This is a genomic window from Sinorhizobium sp. P24N7 (assembly GCF_042436655.1).
GTDB lineage: Bacteria > Pseudomonadota > Alphaproteobacteria > Rhizobiales > Rhizobiaceae > Sinorhizobium > Sinorhizobium meliloti_A.
On record NZ_JBHMIW010000006.1, the window covers coordinates 1 to 22,363 of the forward strand.

The window sequence follows — 22,363 nt, forward strand, 5'->3', positions numbered from 1 at the left end:
AGACCAAAACCTTCAAGGCCCAGTCCCGCCAATCAGCATCCGCCAATCTTGGAAACCCTAGAGCGAAGGACATCGTCGCCAGCAGCGCCGCCGCCCTCGTCAGTGATCGGGCTTATAGACCCCCACCTTCCGACACGTCAACAACGATTTTCAAAAAATCAGCAGAAAATCGTAAGTCGCTGTTTTTAAAGGTGGTTTTCCATGACGCGCGAAAAGTGGTCCGACGCTTCTACCAATACGGGTCCGCTTTGCGGGCTTTCGGCGCTTCTGGGGATGCAAGCTATATGGTTAACGCAGTTCCGCCTTTCAAGGGCCGTGCTTGACGAGAATTCGTGGCTCTCGAAGCCCGTTGCCGCTTCCGCGAAAAGAGGCGACCCGAGCACGTCTCACCGAAACGTGACGGTCGAGGGCCGCCGCGTGCATTGACGCAGACCGCCCTTGTCTTACCCTCGGCGGCAACGGCATGGACCGGGGTAGAGGAGCGTCATGATCAGGCGAGCAGGGAAGATCATCGCCGCAGCGCTGCTGGCGCTCGGCCTCGCCGGCAAGGCGTCCGCCACGGACGCGGGAAACTGGGAAGCGGTCGTCGCGGAGGCCAGGGGCCAGACGGTCTATTTCAACGCCTGGGGCGGCTCCGAGAACGTCAATGCCTATATCAGATGGGCCGGCGACGAAATGAAAGCGCGCTACGGCGTCACCGTCGCCCATGTGAAACTCGACGACACCGCTAAGGCGACCGCGACCGTGCTCGCCGAAAAATCCGCAGGAAAGGACGAGGGCGGATCGGTCGATCTCGTATGGATCAACGGCGAGAACTTCGCCGCGATGAAACGCGAAGGGCTGCTTTACGCGCCCGGCTGGGCGACGAAACTGCCGAACTGGCGCTATGTCGACCACGAAAACACACCGACGGTGCTCACCGATTTCACCATCCCCACCGATGGACTGGAGAGTCCCTGGGGCGGTGCCAAGCTCGTGTTCTTCTACGACTCGGCGCGCATGAAGGCGAGCGAGCTGCCGGATTCCGCAGCGGATCTCCTGGAATGGGCCGCGGCCAATCCCGGGCGCTTCTCCTACCCGCAGCCGCCGGACTTCACCGGCTCTTCCTTCCTGAAGCAGGTGCTGATCGAGCTCGTAGACGACAGGGCCAAGCTGCAGAAACCCGTCGACGAAAAGACGTTCGCGACCGATGCTGCGCCCCTGTTTGCCTATCTCGACAAGCTGACGCCGCTGCTATGGCGAAAAGGCAAGGCCTATCCTCAGAACTATGCGGACATGAAGCAGAAGCTCGCCGACGGCGAACTCGACATCATCTTCGCCTTCAACCCCGCTGAAGCCTCCTCCGCGATCGCCAATGGCGAACTGCCGGAGACGATCCGCTCCTTCGTCTTTTCCGGCGGCACGCTCGGCAATACGCATTTCGTCGCCATTCCCTACAACGCAACGGCAAAGGCCGGCGCGCTTCTGCTTGCCGATTTCCTCCTCTCGCCCGAGGCGCAGCTTCGCAAGCAGGACCCGAATATCTGGGGCGATCCGACTGTGCTTTCTCCTGCAAAACTTCCGGAAGCCGACCGGTCCGCTTTCGAGCGCCTGGACCTCGGCATTGCAACGCTCCATCCCGACGAACTCGGTCCCGCGCTCGACGAACCGCACCCGGACTGGATGACACGGATCGAAACCGAATGGATCCGGCGTTATGGCGCAGCCAACTAGGCTCGGCGGAAACGCCCTCCTTGCCTTCGTTCTGGGGCTTCCCATCCTTGCAGGGCTTGCAGGAACGATCCTGCCGGCCTTCGGCTACCTGCCGGCGCTCGGCGGCTTTCGCGTCACGCTTGCTCATTTCGCCGAACTCGCCGGCCAGCCGCACATTCTCCGCTCGGTCCTGACCGGCCTCGCTGCGGGATTGCTGACGACGGTCGCAGCAACAGCGGTCGTCGGTACATTCGTCGCGGGCTTTGCCGGCACGCCGCTTTTCGCCCGCATCCAGCATCTCGTCTCTCCCCTGCTTGCCGTCCCACATGCCGCCGCCGCCTTTGCGCTGGCTTTCCTCGTCGCCCCGTCGGGCTTCCTGCTCCGGCTGATCTCGCCGGAGGTGACGGGCTTCACGCGGCCCCCGGACTGGCTTCTTCCCAACGACCCTTTCGCGCTGACGATGATTGCCGGGCTCATCGCCAAGGAGGTGCCGTTTCTCTTCCTGGTGACGCTTGCCGCCCTGCCGCAGCTTGCCGTCACGAGGGCATCGCGCCTTGCGGCGGCGCTCGGCTACGGGCGGGTCGCCGGCTTCGCCATCTGTCTTTGGCCCGCCCTCTACCGCCAGATCCGTCTGCCGGTCTTCGCAGTGCTCGTCTATTCGGTATCCGTGGTCGACGTCGCCATGATCCTCGGGCCGAAGCTGCCGCCGACATTGCCGGTGCGAGTAACCCAATGGGCCGGAGACGACGACCTCGGTGCGCGATTTCTCGCATCGGCGGGCGCTTTCCTGCAGCTTGGCATCGTCGTTGCCGCAATGGCGAGCTGGATCGTGCTCGAACGGGTCGGGAAAGCCGTTCTCGCGCGCCTGACCTTTTCCGGACGGCGCTTTGCGCGGGACGGCGCGCTTCGCGCTGCGGGCGCCCTCGCCATGAGCACCTGTACGGTCACCATTTTCGCGGGGCTCAGCGTGCTTTCGATCTGGTCGGTTGCAGGCCTCTGGCCCTTTCCCGACGCGTTGCCCGGAAGTCTCACGCCCAATACCTGGATGCGCACATTGCCTCAACTCTGTGCCCCGCTCGGCACCACGGTCGCGCTCGCTCTTTCGGCGTCATCGCTGGCGCTCATATTTACCATCCTCCTGCTCTACCGCAACGGCATCGCCGGCGGACGGAAGAATGCAGCCGGCTACCGGCTGCTTTACCTCCCCTTGCTCGTCCCGGAGATCAGCTTCGTTTTCGGGCTGCAGGTCCTGATGCTCTCGGCGGGGCTCACTCCCGGCTTTGCGAGCGTGCTGGCGGTCCATTTCGTTTTCGTGCTCCCTTACGTGCTTCTGTCACTGTCGGCCCCCTGGCGCGCGGTCGACCCGCGCTTCGAAAAAATCGCCGCCGGCTTCGGCAAGCCGGCGTTGGAAATCCTGTTCACGGTCCGGCTGCCATTGCTCTTTCGTGCCTGCCTCACCGCGCTCGCGGTCGGTTTCGCCGTGTCGGTCAGCCTCTATCTGCCGACGCTCCTCATCGGGTCCGGGCGGCTGACGACGATCACGACCGAGGCCGTCGCACTCTCGTCGGGCGGCGACCGGCGGGTCATCGGCATCTACGCCCTCGTTCAGGGGCTCCTGCCCTTCCTCGCATTTCTCGTTGCGTCGCTCGGCCCGCAGTTGCTATTCCGCAACCGGCGGGCAATGAGGACGTGAATGCAGGAAAACGCCGGGTCAAAATCCCCGATCAAGACAGGATGCCTGACGCTCTCGGAGGTGACGATCGGTCTGGGCGGCCGGGCCCTGCTCGCCGTATCGGCGTCGGTCGCGCCGGGCGAGGTGCTGACGATCATGGGGCCGTCCGGCTCCGGCAAGTCGACCCTGCTCGCCTTTGCGGGAGGCTTTCTCGATGCGGCATTCGATGTGAGTGGCCGCATCCTGATCGACGGCAAGGACCTGACAGCGGTTCCCGCCAACCGGCGCCACGCGGGCATCCTGTTTCAGGATCCGCTGCTCTTTCCCCATCTATCGGTCGGCGGCAACATCGTCTTCGCCATAGCGCCGGCTGTCAAAGGACGAGCCGCACGCCGCCGGCTGGCCGATGCAGCCCTCGACGAGGTGGGCCTTACCGGCTTCTTCGACCGCGACCCGGACACGCTCTCCGGCGGCCAGAAGGCACGCGTGGCGCTGCAAAGGGTACTCGTTTCCGCGCCACGATTCCTGCTTCTCGACGAACCTTTCTCCAATCTCGACGCGGCGCTCAGGCAGCAGACGCGTGAGCTTGTCTTTTCCAAGGCGAGGGCGGCCGGGCTGCCCACCATCCTGGTGACCCACGACAGTGCCGACGCGGAGGCCGCCGGCGGCCGCGTGATCGAAATCGGAATGGAGGAGCAGGCATGATGCGCGCGCTTCCTGCCCTGCCTGTCCGCGAGATCCTGCCCGGCCTTGGCGACGCGCTCGCTTCGTCGGGATCGGTCGTGCTGTCGGCTCCTCCCGGCGCCGGCAAGACGACGCTGGTGCCGCTTTTTCTGCTCGACCAGCCCTGGCGCGGCGACGGCAAGATCATTCTGCTCGAACCGCGGCGGCTCGCAGCGCGGGCCGCGGCCGGACGCATGGCCGAACTTCTGGGGGAGAAGGTCGGCGAAACCGTCGGCTACCGGATGCGGCTCGACAACCGCGTATCGGGCAAAACCCGGATCGAAGTTGTAACGGAGGGCGTCTTTAGCCGGATGATCCTCGACGATCCCGAATTGTCCGGCGTTTCGGCTGTCCTTTTCGACGAGTTCCACGAGCGTTCGCTGGATGCCGATTTCGGGTTGGCGCTGGCGCTCGACGTGCAATCGGCGCTGCGCGAGGACCTCAGGATCGTCGTCATGTCGGCGACGCTCGACGTCGAACGCATCGCCGGGCTCGTCGGCGATGCGCCGGTCCTGAAAAGCGAGGGCCGGAGCTTCCCTATCGACATACGCTACGAAAACAGAGCGGCCGGTGAAAGCGTCGAGGACGCGATGGTCCGCACGATTGCAGAGGCGCATCGTTCCGAGGAAGGTTCCATCCTTGCCTTCCTGCCCGGGCAGGCGGAAATCGCCCGCACGGTCGCGCGGCTCGCCGATCGCCTCGGGGAGGCGACCGCAATCGTGCCGCTCTTCGGCAATCTGAGCCAGAAGGAACAGGATGCGGCGATCCGCCCGGCACCGAAGGGCACGCGCAAGATCGTGCTGGCGACCTCGATCGCCGAAACCTCGATCACCATCGACGGCGTCAGGATCGTCGTCGACAGCGGCCTGCAGCGGCTGCCGGTCTTCGAGGCCTCGACCGGCATCACGCGGCTCGAAACCGTGCGCGTTTCAAGAGCCTCGGCCGATCAGCGCGCCGGGCGCGCCGGAAGGACCGAGCCGGGTATCGCGATTCGCCTGTGGCATCCCGGCCAGACGGCGGCGCTCGCCGCCTTCACGCCGCCGCAGATCCTTGCCAGCGATCTCTCCGGACTGCTCCTCGATCTTGCCCATTGGGGTGTGGCCGACCCGTCGACGCTGAAATTCCTCGATCCGCCGCCGGAGACGGCCCTGCGCGAGGCGCGGGGCCTGCTAGTCGAACTCGGCGCGATCGACAGCCGCGGCGCGCTGACGCCGAGGGGCCGCAGGATCCGCGATCTGGCGCTGCCGGTGCGGCTTGCGGCAATGTCGGTCGCAGCCGCCGAGGAAGGGCGGGCGCAGGAGGCCTGCCTTCTCGCGGTGATGCTCACCGAGCAGGGCCTCGGCGGCAACAGCATCGATATCGAGCAGCGGCTGCGCCGGTTTCGGAGCGAGCGCAGCGACCGGGCCGAGGCCGCCCGCGGTCTGGCGCGGCGAATGGCCGGCGAACTCGGCGCATCGAACAAGGCGGGTCTGGAGCCCGTTCTGCCTGGAGCCCTGCTGATGCACGCCTTTCCCGACCGCATCGCGCTGCAGCGCGGCGGGCGCGGCCGCTTCGTCATGGCGAACGGACGCGGCGCCGAGATCCCCGAGACCGAACGGCTTGCTGCGGCCGGAATGCTCGTCATTGCCGATCTTACCGGCAGAGCCGGGGCGCAACGGGTGCTTGCTGCAGCGGAAATAACGAGAGGCGATGTCGAAGGGCACATGCCGGACGCCATCGTCACTGAGGAGCAAAGCTTCTTCGATCGGGCCAGCCGGCAGGTGCGTGCGCGCCGGGTGACACGGCTCGGGGCGATCATCTTCGAGGAGAAACCCCTCCCTCGCCCCAGCGGCCAGGCGGCGGCGCGGGCACTCGCGGACGGTATCCGGCAGCTGGGGCTCGCCGCTGTCCCCTTCCCGAAGGACGTGGAGCAACTGCGCGACCGTATCGGCTTCCTGCACCGCTCCATCGGCGAGCCCTGGCCGGACATGTCGGACGCGGCGCTGATCTCCCGTCTCGACGCGTGGTTCGTTCCGTTCCAGGGAGACGCCGGCGGCATTGACGGGATCAAGGGCCGCGATCTCGCCGAAGGCCTCATCTCGCTCGTTCCATACGGCCTTCAGCGCGACCTCGCCCGGCTGGCCCCTACGCATTTCGAAGCGCCGACAGGCCAGCGTCATCCGATCCATTACGACGGCGACGAACCGCTCCTGTCGATCCGCGTTCAGGAGCTCTTCGGCCTGAAAGCGCATCCCGCGATCGGCGACGGTCGGCTGCCGCTGCTTCTCGAGCTGATTTCCCCCGGCCACCGCCCGATCCAGACGACCCGGGACCTGCCCGGCTTCTGGGCCGGTTCGTGGAAGGACGTCAGAGCCGAGATGCGCGGCCGCTATCCGAAACATCCCTGGCCGGAGGATCCCGCCAATGCGATGCCGACGACGCGCGCGAAACCGCGCGGGACTTAGAACGGGAGGGAAAAGTGTGCTCGTTTTCCGATCCGTCCAACGTGGCCGGATGCGGCTCTACGGCGCACCGAGGTCCGCCGCCGTTTCCTATTTGCCCGGTTCGGAATAAAGTCCGGTAAGATGAATTGACGCCCGGTCGCGCATGCGACCCGCATCGCGAAACGGAAACGCATGGCAGCTGCGACACTCTATAACGATCAGAACAGCAATCGCAGTCTGAGGTTGCAGACGCTCATCCGGCTGCGCTGGCTGGCGGTGGGCGGACAATCGCTCGCCGTCGTCGTCACGGCGCTGTGGCTGCAGTTCCCGCTGCCGATCGTTCCCTGCTCCGTATTGATCGCCTGCCTGGCGCTTCTCAACGTCTTTCTCACGCTCCGCTTTCCGCCGACGCAGCGGTTGACGCCGCCGGCCGCCTTCTCCCTGCTCGGTCTCGACCTTGCGCAACTGACTGCGTTGCTCTTCATCACCGGTGGCCTTGCCAATCCCTTCGCGCCGCTTCTCTGCGTGCCGGTCATCATCTCGTCGGCCTCGCAGCCGAAGCCGCAGAGCATCGTGCTGGCCGGCCTCGCCGTCCTGGGCGTCACCGCCCTTGCCTTCTCGCCCTTCCCGCTGCCCTGGTATCCGGGCACCGTTCTGCTGATGCCGCGCGTGCTGACGGCGGGCATCTGGTTCGCGATCGTCTCGATGACGGCCTTCGCCGCCTTCTACACCTATCGCGTCTCGCTCGAGGCAAGCGAGCTTTCCGAAGCGCTGACGGCGACCGAGCTCGTCCTCCAGCGGGAGAAGCACCTGTCGCAGCTCGACGGTCTCGCGGCCGCCGCCGCCCACGAACTCGGAACGCCGCTCGCGACGATCAGCGTCGTCGCCAAGGAGATGGAACGGGAGCTTGGCGACGATCCGCGTTTCGGCGAGGACGTCCATCTTCTGCGCAGCCAGAGCGAACGCTGCCGCGACATTCTGAGGCGGCTGACCACCCTTTCGTCCGAAAGCGAGGAACATATGCGGCTTCTGCCGCTCTCATCGCTGATCGAGGAGGTGATGGCGCCGCATCGCGAATTCGGCATAGAAATCGAGCTGAAGGAGCAGGGCGATCGCGCCTCGGAGCCGGTCGGCATCCGCAATGCCGGCATTCTCTACGGCCTGGGCAATCTGCTGGAGAACGCGGTCGACTATGCGCGCAAGAAGGTGACCGTCACGACGGAGCACACGGCCGAGCGCGTGCGGGTGACGATCGAAGACGACGGCGACGGTTTTTCGCCGGACATCCTGGCGCGGATCGGCGAACCCTATGTGACGCGGCGGCAGAAGGACGACAGTGCCGGCGGGCTCGGCCTCGGTCTCTTCATCGCCAAGACGCTGCTCGAGCGTTCCGGTGCCCGGCTGCGCTTCGAGAACGGCGGCTCGAAACACCCGGGCGCCCGGGTCAGCGTCGAATGGCCGCGCGTGCTGATGGACACGAAACTGGCGAAATGACTTTTGGCGGTTTATTGAAGACAGGTGCGGGGAAACCCACATGATTGCCGGCAAAACCACCTACCGCATGTTTCCTTTGATCCTGTCCGGTGAAAGAATAGAACATGCAGCACTTGAAGGGTTACAGCGGCCCTTGCGCGCCCGGTGAGACGCATGGCGCTGTAGGGATTTGAGAAATGATCGAAAAGTCGATGCCTGCGCCAAACACTCACGCCGCCGATGCGGACCTGATCGGGCCTGACAAGAGCCTTCTGATCGTCGATGACGACACGGCCTTTCTGCGGCGCCTCGCCCGCGCAATGGAAGCGCGCGGCTTCGCGGTCGAGATCGCCGAATCGGTCGCCGAAGGCATAGCCAAGGCGAAGACCCGCCCGCCGAAACATGCAGTCATCGATCTCCGCCTGAGCGACGGCAGCGGTCTCGACGTGATCGAGGCGATCCGCGGGCGCCGCGACGACACGCGCATGATCGTTCTGACGGGCTACGGAAACATCGCGACGGCGGTCAACGCCGTGAAGCTCGGAGCTCTCGACTATCTGGCCAAGCCCGCAGACGCCGACGACATTCTCGCGGCGCTGATTCAGCGCCCGGGCGAGCGGGTGGAGCCTCCGGAAAACCCGATGTCGGCCGATCGCGTGCGATGGGAGCATATTCAGCGCGTCTATGAAATGTGCGAGCGCAATGTTTCCGAAACGGCGCGCCGGCTCAACATGCACCGACGGACCCTGCAGCGCATTCTGGCGAAACGGGCGCCGAAGTAACTCGCGCCGCCTTTTTAATCCCGCTCGCCGCTGACGATGTCGCTGATCGACTGGCCGAGCTCGCCGTTTCGCTCGGCTGCCCATTCTGCGAGCGTCAGGCGCTGCGCCGCCGTGCGCGCGAAGGCCTGCGTCACCGATTTTCGCGTGCTCGGCGGCAGGCGGTGTTCCGGAGCGTCGCGCAGCATATGCGCGCCGTAGCCGTCGGAAAGCATCAGCCCGCATTCTTCCGGAAAGATGTCGAGGGGAACCTGCGCATGCGTTGCGAAGAACAGGCGGTCGCAGTGGAGCCGGTATTCCGGCCACTTGCGATCGACGCGGAAGTCCTCGATCGAGGTCTTGATCTCGATGATCCAGATTTCACCCTTGGGCGAGAGCGAGATGAGATCGGCCCGCCTCCCGCTTGCAAGCGTCAGTTCGGGCAGAGCCGCGTGGCGCAGTTCCATCAGCAGCCGCTGAACGCCGCGCCGCACCTTCATCGCCCGCTCTGACTGGCGTCCGTCTGCGAGCGGATTATCGCCATGGATAGACAAGATCGTCATTGCCGCCCTCGGAAAGTGCTACGGCGACCTTTGCGCGTCTGACGAGACGCGCGGCGCTGCAGGATGGTTTGTTGCAAAAAAGCAATCGTCACGGAATTTACACCTTTCGGCCACATTGCGGGGGGCCGGTCCCTTGCGCACTGCGGTGCAATAGAAAATAAGCTGTTGCCGCTGACGGCCGGACACCCTCCCCCGTATTTTCCTGACCTCTTTTACGAGACCATCATGCGCTTCCGCAACGCTCTCCTTCTGTGCAGCCTGGCGGCCACCGTTGCCCTCGCCGGCTGCTCACAGACCACGACCACGGCCGGCTCCTCTCCCGAGGGCGAAAAAGTGGCGACGAACCAGATCTTCTCCAGCAATTATGGCCCTGTTGAGGACCACGGATATGCGGTGCCGGGCGTTCCGATCAACCGCGTAGACCAGCGTTTCCATCGGCAGATCGTCGATTACCCGACGAAGGAACGCCCGGGAACGATCGTCGTCAACACGCCGAGCCGCTTCCTCTATTACGTGCTGCCCGGCGGCAAGGCCGTACGTTACGGGATCGGCGTCGGCAAGCAGGGTTTCGCGTGGGAAGGCGAGGCCTATGTCGCCTGGAAGCAGGAATGGCCGACCTGGCACCCGCCGAAGGAAATGGCCGAGCGCAAGCCGGAAGTCGCCAGATATGTAGAGGCCGGCATGGGCCCGGGCATCAGCAATCCACTCGGTGCCCGCGCTCTCTATCTCTTCAACAAGGAAGGCCGGGACACGCTGTTCCGCCTGCACGGCACGCCGGAATGGTCGTCGATCGGCACCGCCGCCTCATCCGGCTGCATCCGCCTGATGAACCAGGACATCATCGATCTCTATTCGCGGGTCCGCCCCGGCCGCAACGCACGCGTCGTCGTGCAGCAGTAACGGCTGCAACACATCGAAAAAGGGCCATCCGGTGGCGCCGGGTGGCCCTTTCTTTTTGGCGTCGCGGCGTGATTGCGCTCGATTCGAGAAGCTGGCGCGTTCTTTGTGCGTCCCTTTGGACGCACGGCGCGCCTTGATCCCCTCACTCCTGTGCTCGTCACAGGAATCCAGCCAGACCAAGTCCTTGGGCTGAAAGAACGCTTCCCGCGCCGCAGACGCGGCGCTGCTCTCATCCCTGTGACGAGCACAGGGGATGAGGGGAGGAGAGATGCAGTCCTCCGATAAGTTCCTACAGCGCCGCGCGTCTTGTGAGGCGCGCCAAGGTCGCTGTAACCCTTTGAGCTGCTGGATGTTTTTGTCCATTGATCGGCCACGATCAAAGGAAACATGCAGTGGCGCACGGTCGATACGCGAGGAATTCACGCCCATCACCGTGCGTGCCGACAAATCCGTGCGTGCCGACAAATCCGACCAGAGCTTCGACGCCATTAAAATCGCAACGGGCCTCAGGCCCGCTGCTTCGCCTTCAGCTCCAGCCGGCGGCGATGCAGGACCGGCTCGGTATAGCCGTTCGGCTGCTCGCGGCCCTTGAGCACGAGATCGAGCGCCGCCTGAAAGGCGATCGATTCGTCGAAGCGCCCGGCCATGGGCTGGTAATTCGGATCGCCGGCGTTCTGCCCGTCGACGATCGCCGCCATGCGCTTCATGGTCTCCACGATCTGCGCTTCGCTGACGATGCCGTGATGCAGCCAGTTCGCCATATGCTGCGCCGAGATGCGCAGTGTCGCGCGGTCCTCCATCAGGCCGACATTGTTGATGTCGGGCACCTTGGAGCAGCCGACGCCCTGGTCGACCCAGCGCACGACATAGCCAAGAATGCCCTGCGCATTGTTGTCGAGTTCGCGCTGGATTTCTTCCTCGGTCCAGTTCGGCCGTGGGGCGACCGGCACGGAGAGGATATCGGCGAGCTTCGCGCGGGCGCGGCTCTTCAGGCCCGCCTGGACTTCGGCGACGTTGACGCGGTGATAGTGGGTGGCGTGCAGAGTCGCGGCCGTCGGCGACGGTACCCAGGCCGTGTTCGCGCCCGCCTTCGGATGAGCGATCTTCTGCTCCAGCATCGCCGCCATCAGGTCCGGCATCGCCCACATGCCCTTGCCGATCTGGGCGTGGCCGGAAAGCCCGCACGCTAGACCGACATCGACGTTCCAGTTCTCATAGGCCGATATCCATGGCGCCTGCTTCATGTCGCCCTTGCGGATCATCGGGCCGGCTTCCATCGAGGTGTGGATCTCGTCGCCGGTGCGGTCCAGGAAGCCGGTATTGATGAAGACGACCCGTTCGCGGGCGGCGCGGATGCATTCCTTGAGGTTGACGGTCGTCCGCCGCTCCTCGTCCATGATTCCCATCTTCATCGTGTTGGCCGGAAGCCCGAGCGCCGCCTCTACGCGGGCGAAAATCTCGCAGGCGAAGGCGACTTCCTCCGGCCCGTGCATTTTCGGCTTGACCACATACATGGAGCCGCTGCGGGAATTCGCCCGCCGGCCGTTCCGGCCGATGTCGTGGAGTGCGATCAGCGCCGTCACCATGGCATCCATCAGGCCTTCCGGCACCTCTTCGCCGTCCCGGTCGAGGATCGCGGGGTTGGTCATCAGGTGCCCGACATTGCGCACCAGCATCAGCGACCGGCCCGGCAGTGTCAGAGTCGCGCCGTCCGCAGCCGTATAGGCCCTGTCGGGGTTGAGCCTCCGGGTGAACGCCCTGCCGCCCTTGGTCACCTCCTCCTCGAGATTGCCTTTCATCAGCCCGAGCCAGTTGCAGTAGACGAGCACCTTGTCCTCGGCGTCGACGGCCGCAACCGAATCCTCGCAATCCATGATCGTGGTGATCGCCGATTCCAAGACGACGTCGGATATGCCGGCTGCATCGGCCTTGCCGATGGGTGTCGTTGCGTCGAGGACGATGACGACGTGAAGGCCGTTCCGACGCAGAACGATCTCGGACGGCGCCGCGGGGTCACCAGCATAGCCGGCGAACTGAACGGAATTGCGCGGAGCGCTCTTCGTGCCGTCGGCAAGCGTTACGGTCAGCGTCGCTCCCTCGATCGAGAACGATTCGGCATCGCTCCAGCGGCCGGCCGCCAGCGGAGCGCTCGCGTCGAGAAATTCTCGCGCCCAGGCGATGACCTCGGCACCGCGCTTCGGATTGTATCCCTTGCCGCGCTCGGCCCCGTCGGTCTCCGCTATCGCATCGGTGCCGTAAAGGGCGTCGTAGAGCGATCCCCAGCGGGCATTGGCGGCATTGAGCGCATAGCGCGCGTTCATCACCGGCACGACAAGCTGCGGCCCGGCGATCGTCGCGATTTCGGAATCGACATTTGCGGTCGAGACGTAAAAATCGGGCCCTTCCGGCAGGAGGTAGCCGATTTCCCGCAGGAAGGCTTCATAGGCTTCCATGTCGACCGGGGCACCATGCTCGCGATACCAGCCGTCGAGCCTGGCCTGCAGCTCGTCGCGCTTGACGAGAAGGGTCCGGTTCTTCGGTCCGAGATCGTGAACGAGATCCGAGAAGGCGGAAAAGAACCGCTCCGCCTCGACCCCGGTGCCCGGCATCGCTTCTTCGACCAGAAAGCGGTGGAGCCCCGCATCGATCTGCAATCCATATTTCTCAACGCGGTCCATGCCACAGCTCCTGATTCAGTATTCCTATTGCCATAGATAGAAGCGGCGCCCGGAAGGAAAAGCGCTTTAGGCCCGCTCACATGCGCGGACACTCTCTCATCAAAGCATTCCCTGTCAATTCCGCAAGGATGCGAAGAATTGTTTCCGGAATGGAAAAGGTCAAGACGCGTGATGCGCGATACGGGGCCGGCCGCTTGCCGAGGCGATGAAGCGTGCCTCGATCAGCTTGCGGCTGCCTTCGACCTCGGGCGCGTCGATCTCTTCCCGAAGCACCGCGGCGGGTTCTTCTGCACCGTTGGCGCGGGCGCTCTCCAGGGCCATCATTTCGGCGCGCCGGCGGGCGACGCCGAAAGCCTCCTGCTGATCGACGAAGCGTTCGCTCGCGCCCGCACCGTTGACGATGAAAATGCCTTCTTCCGGCGTCGTCACGAAGACGGTGATCGTTGCCCGCACCTGGCCGACAACCGCGCCGACGGCGTTTGCCACATCTGCCTCCGCCGGGATCGCGGCGTCGGTGGAAAGCATTTCGGCGATGGCGGGGTAATAGACCGGCGCCGAGGCGCCGAGACCGACAAGCGGCCGGTCGAGGCTGATCAAAAAGCGCACGATGCCCGGTTCCCGTTTCAGCGCCCGGTCGACGGCAAGTGAGGCGGCGGGGTCGATGGCGGCGCCGTCCTCGCTGAGACAGGCTTGCAGGATGGCTTCAGAGGATTGTCGCGTCAGCCGGTCGACGATCAACTGCGCGAGAGCTTCGACGGAGGCGGCGATAGGCTGTCCCGATCCGTCCTTGGTGCGGGCGGCGATCTCGAGGCCCAGGCGTGCGGCCTCGCCGTTCCACTGCGCCTGCCGTCCGAGAACATGCATCGCGTCCGAGGGGGTGAGCCCGCAGATATGCACCAGCCCGCGCGCCACGAGCCGGTCGAGCGTTGCCTTCTGCGGCGTGCTGACGAGCAGGTCCGCAAGCGCCACCGGCACCATGCCGATGCGGCCGTAGAGTGCCTGCTCCTGCGGCTGAAGCCCGCTCGCCAGGTGGTCGGGCAAGCCGGTGCGGACCGCCAGGCGTCCATCATGCCGGCCGGCATGAGGCGCCCGCAACTGCCTTTCGAGCACCGACAGGACGGCGTCGCCGTGCAGGGCCGCGGCCAGGCTCAAGGGCAGGAACCGGCGGGGCCCGAGATCGAGCTTGGCCTTGAGGCCGCGGTCGTTGATCTTCACCTCGGAGTCGCCGCCGAGGCCGTAGGTACGCATGGCGACCGCCTCGACCATGGTGCGAAAGCCTCCGACGACCGCGCCCTCCGCATCGAGTCGCGGGCGGCCCTTTTCGAGTACGGCTACGTCTGTCGTCGTGCCGCCGATATCGGAGACGACGGCGTTGTCCAGGCCGGTCAGATAGCGAGCACCGACGAGGCTCGCGGCCGGCCCGGAAAGGATCGTCTCGATCGGGCGCAGCCGCGCTTCGGCGGCCGAGATCAGCGCACCGTCGCCGCGCACCACCATCATCGGCACGTCGATGCCGCGGGCCTTGAGGAAGTCTTCGCACGAACCGATCAGCCGGTCGATCATCGAGACGAGGCGCGCATTCAGAAGCGTCGTCAGCGCCCGGCGCGGGCCGCCGAGCTTGGAGGAAAGCTCATGGCTGCAGGTGACCGGCAGGTGCGAGACCTCGCGGATGCGATCGCGCACGCGCTTCTCGTGGTCCGGGTTGCGCACGGCGAAATAACCGGCGATGGCGAAGGACGACACCTGAGAGCCGAGTGCCGGCAGCGCCGCGTCGAGCGCACTCATGTCGAGCGGCGTCTCGCCTCCATGGACGTTGTGGCCGCCGGGAAGGAACAGAACGGGATCGGATCCGAGCGCTTCCTGAAGGCCGTCGCGCTTCAGGTCTTCGGGAGCAAAACCGATCATGATCAGACCGGCACGGCCGCCCTGGCCTTCGACCAGCGCATTGGTGGCAAGCGTCGTCGAGAGCGACACGAGGCTGATCGCCGAAACCGGGACTCTCGCCTTCGCGAGCACCGCCTCCACCGCGCCGGAAACGCCCTCGGCCAGGTCGTGGCGGGTCGTCAGCGCCTTGGCCTTGGCGACGACGCCGGTAGCTTCGCTGAAAAGGACGGCGTCGGTGTAGGTGCCGCCGGTGTCGATGCCGAGGAGAAGATGCGGGGTCAATTTCTGCTCAGTCCAATGATGAGGGTCCGGAAGGGTCTGTCCGGTGATAGGACATATTCTTGGAAAAAACCATCGCGCGACAACGACGTTTCCGTGTCTGACGGCGGGCGTATCCCACCAACCTGGGCCCTACTTCACCCGGGCAGACACCTTCATCGGCAAGCCGCCCCTCGGCTGCGTCGTCAGCCTTTGCACAGGCCAGGGATGCGTCTCGTCCGTCAGGTCGAAGCGGAAGCGGTGCATGAGCACGGCGAGCGCGATAACCGCCTCCTGCAGCGCGAAGGTCGCGCCGATGCAGATGCGCGGGCCAGCGCCGAAGGGCAGGTACTGGAACCGGTTGATCTTGTCCCGGTTTTCCGGAAGGAAGCGCTCCGGCATGAAGGCGCGGGGTTTCTGCCAGTAGAGCGCGTGCCGGTGGAGCGTCCAGGGCATGACCAGCACCGATATTCCCCTGCGGATCGGCACGCGCTCACCTTCCGGGGAAGTCCACGCATCCTCCTCGATCGCGGCGCGGTTGATGGATGGCGCCGGCGGATAAAGCCTCAACGCCTCCTCGAAGGCGGCAAGCACATGCGGCATGCGCCCGAGCCAGTCGACCGGATCGGCGCCGCTTGCAAGAACCGAATCGATCTCCTGTTCCATCGTCTCGCGATAGGCGGGCGTATTGGCGACGCAATAGAAACACCAGGCGAGCGCCCGTGCCGTGGTCTCGTGGCCGGCACCTATGAAGGTGAGAATATTGTCCTCGATCTCGGAGGTCGTAAGCCCATCCGGACCTTCCAACTGCAGAAGCAGGGTCAGAAAGTCGTTCGGGACCTCGCCGGGCGCTTCCGCCATCCGTCGCCGGCGCAGAGACATCGTCTCGGAAACGACGCCGCGGAAACGGTCGAGCACTTTCCGGCCGCCGATACGGGTCAGTCGCGGAACCCAGCTCGGCGCAACCAGGAGGTCCATCGGATCGACGCGCCCCATTCGATGCAGCAATTCCTCGACATTGGCGGCGAAGCCCTGCTTTTCGACGGCGATCTCGCCGGAAAAGAGGGTCTCGGCCAGGATCTCGAAGGTGAGTTCCGTCATGTCCACGGCGACATTGGTGACGAAGGGTTCCGATGAAGCACCCGCGTAGCGGCCGACGAAGGCCTCGCAAACGCGAAGCATCTGGCCGGCAAAGCCTTTTGCGTGCCTTGGCGTGAAAACCGGCGCCATCGCCTTGCGCGACCGTTTCCAGACCTCGCCTTCCGCCGTCAGGAGGCCGTCGCGCAGGATCGGGCGCAGGATCAGCCGCCGGACATTCGACATTTCGTAGTTGGCGGCGTTCTCGACGAGGATATAGCGGATGAGGCCCGGATCGTTGACGATAAGCGTCCGCTGATTGATGAACTTCGTCTCGATCCAGGGAAGCGTGTAGGAAGGCTCGCCCCAGAGCTCGAGCGGGTTTCGCAGAACCGTGCGGATGATCTCGAGCCGCGAGGGGATGCCGGTGCGCGGGACGGGCGCGGGCGGCTCGAATGGCTCCGGTCGCGTATCCATGTGTATGCCTTTCCCAGAGCAATTCCAGGACAAGTGCGCAGCGGTTCTCAGTCCGGAATCGCGGAATGCTCTGGTCGCGTACCGTTCCAGTTTTTTACGGCGCAATCAAGAAAATGCTTCACGTGAATCGCGATGAATCCGCTGCCCGGCGATAAAGGATCACAAAAGGCTTTCGAGCTCTGCCAGTTTGTCGTTGACGAGCCAGCCGTAATAGTTCTCCTCCGGCCAGCGGACCTCGCCCCCCTGGTTCTTTGCGGCGAGCGCGGCCGCACGCGCATCCGGATTGCCGACATTGTAGAGCGTTGCCGTCAGGCCCGGATTCCCGGAGATATCCATGCCCGCAATCGTGCGATAGGCATCGATCGAATGCCGGATGGAGGCGGCCATATAGGCAAGCGACACGTCCGGGTCCATGATCGCCTCATAGACGCCCGCGGCATTGTTTTCGTCGAGGCGCTCATAACCGGAAACGCGCGACACCATATCCGTCAGCATCAATGCGGTCAGCGGATTGATCTGGCCGAGACCGAAGGTCTGCCCGGCGAAGAACGGCTGGAAGAAGACGGCGCTGAAGCGGTTGTTCGGGAAGGATTTGCCGGCCACGGTATGCCCGCGGAACTGGCTGTCCCAGACCCGCTCGCGGCAGGTCCAGAGCGCGTAGGAGCCTTTCTTGCCGGCGCATTCGGCAAATTGGGGCCGCTCGACGAATTCGGCGATGGACTCGCCCTGATAGCCGAACTGGAAGCTGTCGCCCGCATAGGCGGCCGCCTTGACGTAATAGGATTGCAGCCGGTCATAGGCGTCGACATTGTAGGTGTGTTCGCCGACGATCGCCCCGACCATGTGAATGGGCGCGATGCCGTAGGCGCCGGCGACCGACTTGATCTTGCCGACGAGCTTGCGGTCGGTGGCAAGAAGCTCGCGCACCTTCTCGTATTTCGCGTCGAAGGATGTGCGGCCGGCTTTGGTGCGGCGTACCGAGGCGCCCGGAACGCCCGGCTGCTCGACGTGGCGATTGCCCTGCGGAACGATGAGTATCCCGCTCGCAGCCGAAGGACCGGCGGCGAGGCAAAATATGAAGATCACGAGCATGCAGGCGGTGAGGCGCACTATCAGTTTTCCTGTAGACTCTTCCAAGAAGCCGGCGGACCCCGCCGGTTTCGGCGCGCCCCTAAGGCAGAATCATGTCGGAATGATGCCTTAATTCTTAACGGCTGCTGATCGATCTAGAGAAAACGAAGGCGCCTGTCGAGTGACAGGCGCCCCACAATTCGGTGATCGGCTGGCCTCGACGGAGGCCGGGCGTCAGAGGATGTAGCGCGACAGGTCGGTATTGGCCGCCAGATCCCCGACATGCCGGCGAACGTAATCGGCATCGATCGTCACGCCCTGGCCCCCCCGATCAGGCGCGTTGAAGGAGACATCGTCGAGCACACGCTCCATCACGGTTTGCAGGCGGCGCGCGCCGATGTTCTCGACATTGGCGTTGAGCTGGACCGCGACCTCCGCCAGCGCGTCGATCGCGTCCTCGGTGAAGTCGAGGGCAACGCCCTCGGTCTCGAGCAGCGCCTTGTACTGGCGGATGAGGCTCGCCTCCGTCTCGGTCAGAATGCGGCGGAAATCCTCCTTGGTGAGGGCCCTAAGCTCGACGCGGATCGGCAGGCGCCCCTGCAGCTCCGGCAACAGATCCGACGGTTTTGCGACGTGGAACGCGCCGGAGGCTATGAAGAGGATGTGATCGGTCTTCACCGGCCCGTATTTCGTCGCCACCGTCGTGCCTTCGACCAGCGGCAGCAGGTCGCGCTGAACGCCTTCGCGCGACACGCCGGCACCGATGCCGCCCTCGCGGGTGGCGATCTTGTCGATCTCGTCGAGGAAGACGATGCCGTCATTTTCCGCCGCCGCCACCGCCTCACGCTGGATCTGCTCGTTGTCGAGCAGCTTGTCGGACTCGTCGTTTACCAGGAGCGCATAGGAGTCCTTGACTGTCGTCTTGATCTTCTTGGTCCGGCCGCCGAGTGCCTTGCCGAACATTTCCGAAAGGTTGAGGACGCCGATATTGGCGCCCGGCATTCCCGGGATCTCGAAGGCGCCGCCGGGCGAGCCGGTTTCGGCGACATCGACCTCGATCTCCTTGTCGTCGAGCTCGTTGGCGCGCAGCTTCTTGCGGAAGGAATCGCGGGTTGCCGGCGAGGCGGTGGTGCCGACCAGCGCGTCGAGAACGCGCTCCTCGGCGTTCTGATGAGCCTTCGCCTTCACTTCGGCGCGCCTTTTCTCCCGCACGAGGCTGATGCCGACCTCGACGAGATCGCGAACGATCTGCTCCACGTCGCGGCCGACATAGCCGACTTCCGTGAACTTCGTTGCCTCCACCTTGACGAAGGGCGCGCCGGCGAGCTTGGCGAGGCGACGGGAAATCTCCGTCTTGCCGACGCCGGTCGGACCGATCATCAGGATATTCTTGGGCATGACCTCGTCGCGCAGCTCGTCGTCGAGCTGCTGGCGGCGCCAGCGGTTGCGCAGCGCAATGGCAACCGCGCGCTTCGCGTCCTTCTGGCCGATGATGTAGCGGTCGAGCTCCGACACGATTTCCCTGGGTGAAAAGTTGCTCATCGATTCCTCTCAAATTCCGTCCGCTCGAGCTCCATCAGGAGGGTTCGACCGGACTCGTCTATCCATTCGCCAAAAGGTACGAAACCGGCCTTCGCATAGGCTCGGACGGCGCGGCGGTTGCCGGCGTCGGGGTCGATGACGATGCGCGCGGCGCCGCTTTCGAACAGTCTTGCGGCAAAGGCTCTGAGCGCCATGGCGGCGACGCCTTTGCCTGTCATTTCGGGCGGGCCGATGAAGATGTCGACGCCGGGCGTGTCGCCCGACAGGTCCTTGGCCCAGGGCTCCTCGTCATATTCCGACGGGATCCAGGACTGGATATAGCCGGCCGGCTCCCCCTTCACACGAAAGACGAAACCGTCGACCTCACCCTTCGCGCAACCGTCCCGTATCAGCCCGAGTTCCACATCGGGATCGCCCCACCACTGCCGGACATGCGGCTCGGAAAGCCAGGCGAGGAGCATCGGCAGGTGGCCCTCGGCGACCGGCTCGAAGCTGACCTCTGCCGGCTCATTCGGCATCCAGCGTCTCCACGACGACGTTGTGGTTGGTGTAGACGCAGATGTCGCCGGCGATCTCCAGCGCGCGGCGGGCGATCTCCTCGGCCGACTTGTCGCTGTCCATGAGCGCCCGCGCCGCGGCAAAGGCATAGTTGCCGCCCGAACCGATGGCGATCGTCCCGTGCTCGGGCTCGAGAACGTCGCCGTTGCCGGTGATCGCCAGCGTCACCGTCCGGTCGGCAACCAGCATCATCGCCTCGAGATTGCGCAGGTACTTGTTGGTACGCCAGTCCTTGGCGAGCTCTACGGCCGCGCGCATCAGCTGGTCGGGATATTGCTCGAGCTTCGCCTCCAGCCGTTCCAGAAGCGTGAAGGCGTCCGCCGTCGCGCCGGCGAAGCCTGCAATCACGTCGCCCTTCGACAGGCGGCGGACCTTGCGGGCATTGCCCTTCATAACCGTCTGGCCGAGGCTCACCTGGCCATCGCCCGCCATTACCACCTTGCCGCCCTTGCGCACCGTGATGATGGTGGTCGCATGCATCGTTCCGTAAGGATTGTGTTCGCTCATGAAAGTACCTTTGGGCCCGGCGAGCCGGGGGGATGCGGCTCGCGATGAGCCTGGTTGCCTGAGGCCTATGTAAGTCGCAGCCGCGCGATTGCAAATGCGCGAACGCGCGCCCAGGCGGCTTTCGTTTTCACGTCGCCGCGGCGCACCGAATCTCCGTCGCAGTTCTGGATATTTCATGCCTCCCCTGATAAGGAGCGGCTCTGTGACGGAATGCGAAGATCGAAGGTGGGCTTTGTCGCCCCTCTCCGCGACGCCCGAAAACGATGTTGCTCCGATAGGCCGCTGGCCCAAAGTCATCGGAGAGTGCAGACAGGAGAGCCTGATGGCAGACGTGACGCCGAGCCGCACCGGCCAAGTTTCGCGAAAGACGAATGAAACCGCCATATCCGTCTCGGTCAATGTCGACGGAACGGGCGTATCGAAGATCGCGACCGGCGTCGGTTTCTTCGACCATATGCTGGACCAGCTCTCGCGCCATTCGCTGATCGACATGGAGATCAAGGCGGAGGGCGACCTCCATGTCGATGATCACCACACCGTCGAGGACACCGGCATCGCCATCGGACAGGCGCTGGCCAAGGCGCTCGGCGATCGCCGCGGCATCACCCGCTATGCCTCCATAGACCTCGCCATGGACGAGACGATGACGCGCGCCGCCGTCGACGTCTCCGGCCGGCCCTTCCTCGTCTGGAACGTGACCTTCACGTCGCCGAAGATCGGCAGCTTCGACACCGAACTCGTGCGCGAATTCTTCCAGGCGCTCGCCCAGCATGCCGGGATCACGCTGCATGTGCAGAACATCTACGGCGCCAACAACCATCATGTCGCCGAGACCTGCTTCAAGTCCGTCGCCCGCGTGCTCCGCACGGCAACCGAAATCGATCCGCGCCAGGCGGGACGCGTCCCCTCGACCAAGGGGACGCTCGCCTGAGCCGGCCAATATCTGGTTTAAAGACCATGGCCTCCTACCTGATCATGACCCCGCCCGGCGCACCGGCCGACGACGAAAGGGCGCGGTTCATCGCCGACGGATTTTCCTGGACCGCCTTCTTCTTCCCCGGTCCGTGGCTCATCGTCAAACGCGCGTGGCTCATCGGAATCTTCGTTTCCGTTCTGCAGTTCCTGTTGCTTCTTGCGGCATCGGTGCCCGGCGGCTTCAGCGCAGCGCTGCTCGTCCATCTGGCGCTCGGTCTCATCGTGTCGCTCGAAGGCCCGCTTCTCATCGCCCGCAAGCTCTCGGCACGCGACTGGACGTTTCGTTCGGTCGTTCCGGCACGCGATCTCGAGACGGCCGAAGAAATCTATTATTCGAACGCTGGGCCGTCCGCCCATGCAGGAGATGCAGCTCCCATGCCGTCGACCGACAGGTCCGCTACGGGACGGCCGGGCGCCGCCGCCGGGCTCGGCTTTTTTGAATCCTATGGAGAGCGCTGATGCGGGTCGCCATCATTGACTACGGATCCGGCAACCTGCGCTCGGCCACCAAGGCCTTCGAGCGCGCCGCCCGCGAGGCCGGCATCGCGGCCGAAATCGATCTCACCGACAGGCCGGAACGGGTGGCCACGGCCGATCGGATCGTGCTGCCGGGCGTCGGCGCCTATGCCGACTGCCGCCGCGGCCTCGCCGCCGTGGAGGGCATGGAGGAAGCGCTGACGGAGGCGGTCGAGAAAGCTGGCCGCCCCTTCTTCGGCATCTGCGTCGGCATGCAGCTCATGTCGTCGCGCGGACTCGAAAAGACGGTGACGAAGGGTTTCGGCTGGATCGCCGGCGATGTCGTCGAGATGACGCCCGAGGACCGCTCGCTCAAGATCCCCCAGATCGGCTGGAACACGCTTGATCTCAAGCGCGCGCACGCCCTTTTCGACGGCATTCCGACCGGCGAGAACGGTCTGCACGCCTATTTCGTCCATTCCTACCACCTCGCGGCGGAGCGTGCCGAAGACGTGGTGGCGGAGGCGGACTATGGCGGCCCGGTGACGGCCTTCGTCGCGCGCGACAACAAGGCGGGCTCGCAGTTCCATCCGGAAAAGAGCCAGGCGCTCGGCCTCGCCCTCATCTCGAATTTCCTGCGCTGGAAGCCCTGAGGCTGCCGCGTCATTTCTGATCG

The 22,363-nt window shown here is 64.8% G+C and carries 19 protein-coding genes; 11 read left to right on the forward strand and 8 right to left on the reverse strand.

All coding sequences use genetic code 11. The annotated features are described in order from the left end of the window. The 7 genes from ACFHWW_RS11545 to actR form a co-directional block, all read left to right on the forward strand. Positions 1 to 323 (forward strand): hypothetical protein (locus tag ACFHWW_RS11545; RefSeq protein WP_379938276.1); only part of this gene is annotated, 323 nt, incomplete at its 5' end. A 163-nt stretch (positions 324 to 486) separates the two neighbouring features. Beyond that, a complete protein-coding gene (locus ACFHWW_RS11550) occupies positions 487 to 1,713 on the forward strand; it encodes an ABC transporter substrate-binding protein (RefSeq protein WP_275597066.1) in 1,227 nt (408 codons plus the stop codon). Then, positions 1,697 to 3,385: an ABC transporter permease gene (locus ACFHWW_RS11555; protein WP_379938278.1), complete on the forward strand. Its 1,689-nt coding sequence runs from the start codon at positions 1,697 to 1,699 to the stop codon at positions 3,383 to 3,385. The genes ACFHWW_RS11550 and ACFHWW_RS11555 overlap by 17 nt, the downstream gene beginning before the upstream one ends. Continuing rightward, positions 3,386 to 4,069: an ATP-binding cassette domain-containing protein gene (locus ACFHWW_RS11560; protein ID WP_379938280.1), complete on the forward strand. Its 684-nt coding sequence runs from the start codon at positions 3,386 to 3,388 to the stop codon at positions 4,067 to 4,069. Continuing rightward, on the forward strand, positions 4,069 to 6,531 hold the full coding sequence (gene hrpB / locus ACFHWW_RS11565) for an ATP-dependent helicase HrpB (RefSeq protein ID WP_379938282.1): 2,463 nt from the start codon (positions 4,069 to 4,071) through the stop codon (positions 6,529 to 6,531). The genes ACFHWW_RS11560 and hrpB overlap by 1 nt, the downstream gene beginning before the upstream one ends. 171 nt (positions 6,532 to 6,702) lie before the next feature. Continuing rightward, positions 6,703 to 8,004, forward strand: coding sequence for an ActS/PrrB/RegB family redox-sensitive histidine kinase (locus ACFHWW_RS11570; RefSeq protein ID WP_018098632.1), 1,302 nt, complete (start codon positions 6,703 to 6,705; stop codon positions 8,002 to 8,004). Positions 8,005 to 8,180: 176 nt separating this feature from the next. Further along, positions 8,181 to 8,765: a global response regulator transcription factor ActR gene (gene actR / locus ACFHWW_RS11575; protein WP_003531971.1), complete on the forward strand. Its 585-nt coding sequence runs from the start codon at positions 8,181 to 8,183 to the stop codon at positions 8,763 to 8,765. A 14-nt stretch (positions 8,766 to 8,779) separates the two neighbouring features. Here the strand turns inward: actR and ACFHWW_RS11580 are convergent, their stop codons facing one another. Further along, positions 8,780 to 9,304 carry an MmcB family DNA repair protein gene (locus ACFHWW_RS11580; RefSeq protein WP_100672586.1) on the reverse strand — a complete coding sequence of 175 codons (525 nt, stop codon included), beginning with the start codon at positions 9,302 to 9,304 and terminating at the stop codon, positions 8,780 to 8,782. 225 nt (positions 9,305 to 9,529) lie between these two features. Between ACFHWW_RS11580 and ACFHWW_RS11585 the strand changes: the two genes are divergently transcribed. Further along, the gene (locus ACFHWW_RS11585; protein ID WP_018098635.1) at positions 9,530 to 10,204 is read left to right on the forward strand and encodes a L,D-transpeptidase; all 675 of its coding nucleotides are present in this window, start codon (positions 9,530 to 9,532) and stop codon (positions 10,202 to 10,204) included. 506 nt (positions 10,205 to 10,710) lie between these two features. Here the strand turns inward: ACFHWW_RS11585 and ACFHWW_RS11590 are convergent. The 7 genes from ACFHWW_RS11590 to hslV all read right to left on the reverse strand — a co-directional run bounded on the left by ACFHWW_RS11590 (position 10,711) and on the right by hslV (position 20,256). After that, on the reverse strand, positions 10,711 to 12,882 hold the full coding sequence (locus ACFHWW_RS11590) for a malate synthase G (protein WP_379938285.1): 2,172 nt from the start codon (positions 12,880 to 12,882) through the stop codon (positions 10,711 to 10,713). Between the two features lie 159 nt (positions 12,883 to 13,041). Then, a complete protein-coding gene (locus ACFHWW_RS11595; RefSeq protein WP_379938287.1) occupies positions 13,042 to 15,048 on the reverse strand; it encodes a hydantoinase/oxoprolinase N-terminal domain-containing protein in 2,007 nt (668 codons plus the stop codon). A gap of 129 nt (positions 15,049 to 15,177) precedes the next feature. Further along, complete coding sequence (locus tag ACFHWW_RS11600) at positions 15,178 to 16,578, reverse strand: cytochrome P450 (RefSeq protein WP_379938289.1); 1,401 nt, start codon at positions 16,576 to 16,578, stop codon at positions 15,178 to 15,180. 159 nt (positions 16,579 to 16,737) lie between these two features. After that, entirely contained in the window at positions 16,738 to 17,688 is a 951-nt protein-coding gene (locus ACFHWW_RS11605; protein ID WP_379938291.1) for a DUF1402 family protein, read from the reverse strand. Between the two features lie 195 nt (positions 17,689 to 17,883). Then, complete coding sequence (gene hslU, locus ACFHWW_RS11610) at positions 17,884 to 19,191, reverse strand: ATP-dependent protease ATPase subunit HslU (RefSeq protein WP_018098641.1); 1,308 nt, start codon at positions 19,189 to 19,191, stop codon at positions 17,884 to 17,886. Beyond that, the gene (locus tag ACFHWW_RS11615) at positions 19,188 to 19,709 is read right to left on the reverse strand and encodes a GNAT family N-acetyltransferase (protein WP_275597072.1); all 522 of its coding nucleotides are present in this window, start codon (positions 19,707 to 19,709) and stop codon (positions 19,188 to 19,190) included. Before ACFHWW_RS11615 ends, hslU begins: the two co-directional genes overlap by 4 nt. Continuing rightward, positions 19,699 to 20,256 carry an ATP-dependent protease subunit HslV gene (gene hslV / locus ACFHWW_RS11620; protein WP_003531980.1) on the reverse strand — a complete coding sequence of 186 codons (558 nt, stop codon included), beginning with the start codon at positions 20,254 to 20,256 and terminating at the stop codon, positions 19,699 to 19,701. Before hslV ends, ACFHWW_RS11615 begins: the two co-directional genes overlap by 11 nt. A 322-nt stretch (positions 20,257 to 20,578) precedes the next feature. Here hslV and hisB point away from each other — a divergent pair, with 322 nt between their 5' ends. From hisB to hisH, 3 genes are read left to right on the forward strand one after another with little or no spacing between them, the layout of a single operon-like run. Beyond that, positions 20,579 to 21,187, forward strand: a complete 609-nt coding sequence (gene hisB, locus ACFHWW_RS11625; RefSeq protein WP_100672593.1) for an imidazoleglycerol-phosphate dehydratase HisB — start codon at positions 20,579 to 20,581, stop codon at positions 21,185 to 21,187. A 26-nt stretch (positions 21,188 to 21,213) separates the two neighbouring features. Further along, positions 21,214 to 21,690: a DUF2628 domain-containing protein gene (locus ACFHWW_RS11630; RefSeq protein ID WP_100672594.1), complete on the forward strand. Its 477-nt coding sequence runs from the start codon at positions 21,214 to 21,216 to the stop codon at positions 21,688 to 21,690. Then, complete coding sequence (hisH, locus tag ACFHWW_RS11635; protein ID WP_127710548.1) at positions 21,690 to 22,340, forward strand: imidazole glycerol phosphate synthase subunit HisH; 651 nt, start codon at positions 21,690 to 21,692, stop codon at positions 22,338 to 22,340. The genes ACFHWW_RS11630 and hisH overlap by 1 nt, the downstream gene beginning before the upstream one ends. Positions 22,341 to 22,363: the final 23 nt, after the last annotated feature.

Excerpts from the sequence above, each read along its gene's own strand:
- hisB (WP_100672593.1), top strand. The coding sequence starts at position 20,579 with ATGGCAGACGTGACGCCGAGCCGCACCGGCCAAGTTTCGCGAAAGACG.
- ACFHWW_RS11560 (WP_379938280.1), top strand. The coding sequence starts at position 3,386 with ATGCAGGAAAACGCCGGGTCAAAATCCCCGATCAAGACAGGATGCCTG.
- ACFHWW_RS11580 (WP_100672586.1), bottom strand. The coding sequence starts at position 9,304 with ATGACGATCTTGTCTATCCATGGCGATAATCCGCTCGCAGACGGACGC.
- ACFHWW_RS11550 (WP_275597066.1), top strand. The coding sequence starts at position 487 with ATGATCAGGCGAGCAGGGAAGATCATCGCCGCAGCGCTGCTGGCGCTC.
- actR (WP_003531971.1), top strand. The coding sequence starts at position 8,181 with ATGATCGAAAAGTCGATGCCTGCGCCAAACACTCACGCCGCCGATGCG.
- hisH (WP_127710548.1), top strand. The coding sequence starts at position 21,690 with ATGCGGGTCGCCATCATTGACTACGGATCCGGCAACCTGCGCTCGGCC.
- ACFHWW_RS11590 (WP_379938285.1), bottom strand. The coding sequence starts at position 12,882 with ATGGACCGCGTTGAGAAATATGGATTGCAGATCGATGCGGGGCTCCAC.
- hslU (WP_018098641.1), bottom strand. The coding sequence starts at position 19,191 with ATGAGCAACTTTTCACCCAGGGAAATCGTGTCGGAGCTCGACCGCTAC.
- hslV (WP_003531980.1), bottom strand. The coding sequence starts at position 20,256 with ATGAGCGAACACAATCCTTACGGAACGATGCATGCGACCACCATCATC.
- ACFHWW_RS11615 (WP_275597072.1), bottom strand. The coding sequence starts at position 19,709 with ATGCCGAATGAGCCGGCAGAGGTCAGCTTCGAGCCGGTCGCCGAGGGC.
- ACFHWW_RS11600 (WP_379938289.1), bottom strand. The coding sequence starts at position 16,578 with ATGGATACGCGACCGGAGCCATTCGAGCCGCCCGCGCCCGTCCCGCGC.
- hrpB (WP_379938282.1), top strand. The coding sequence starts at position 4,069 with ATGCGCGCGCTTCCTGCCCTGCCTGTCCGCGAGATCCTGCCCGGCCTT.
- ACFHWW_RS11555 (WP_379938278.1), top strand. The coding sequence starts at position 1,697 with ATGGCGCAGCCAACTAGGCTCGGCGGAAACGCCCTCCTTGCCTTCGTT.
- ACFHWW_RS11585 (WP_018098635.1), top strand. The coding sequence starts at position 9,530 with ATGCGCTTCCGCAACGCTCTCCTTCTGTGCAGCCTGGCGGCCACCGTT.
- ACFHWW_RS11570 (WP_018098632.1), top strand. The coding sequence starts at position 6,703 with ATGGCAGCTGCGACACTCTATAACGATCAGAACAGCAATCGCAGTCTG.
- ACFHWW_RS11630 (WP_100672594.1), top strand. The coding sequence starts at position 21,214 with ATGGCCTCCTACCTGATCATGACCCCGCCCGGCGCACCGGCCGACGAC.